General features: G+C 68.4%; 1 protein-coding gene. It reads left to right on the top strand.

Features of this window, described 5'->3' with window-relative positions:
• Nucleotides 1-29 precede the first annotated feature (29 nt).
• On the top strand, nucleotides 30-528 hold a 499-nt coding region (locus C2L80_RS13595; RefSeq protein WP_338049483.1), incomplete at its 3' end, for an ATP-binding cassette domain-containing protein.

Genomic DNA, 528 nt, shown 5'->3' with positions numbered 1-528 from the left:
CCCCCATCATCTTCCTCGATGACATCCGCGTGACGTTCAAGACGCGCACCGGCTACATCCTGCACCCGAACAAGGTGCAGGCCGTGCGCGGGCTCACGCTCAAACTCATGCCGGGACAGACGCTGGGCATCGTGGGCGAATCGGGCTGCGGCAAGTCCACGACGGCCAACGTCATGTGCGGCTTGCAGCAGCCCACGTCGGGCAGGGTGTTCTTCAAGGGCAAGGACGTGACGAAGCGCACCGCCGCCGAGCGCCGCCTCATCGGCCGCGTGATCTCGGTGGTGTTCCAGGACCCGGCCACGGCCCTGAACGCCCGCATGAGCGTGCACGACCAGCTCATGGACCCGCTCGTGGTGCACAAGATCGGCGACAAGGCCTCGCGCGAGGCACGCGTGCAGGAACTCATCGAGATGGTGGGCCTGCCGGGATCGGTGCTCGACGCGCTACCGGGGCAGCTTTCCGGCGGCCAGCGGCAGCGCGTGGCCATCGCCCGCGCCCTGTCGCTCAAGCCCGACGCCATCATCGCCG

It is taken from the genome of Rubneribacter badeniensis (assembly GCF_002899695.1).
In the GTDB taxonomy this organism is placed as follows: Bacteria; Actinomycetota; Coriobacteriia; order Coriobacteriales; family Eggerthellaceae; genus Rubneribacter; species Rubneribacter badeniensis.
The sequence above is the reverse complement of the archived record's forward strand: the minus strand, read 5'-3'. Positions and strand labels throughout refer to the sequence as shown.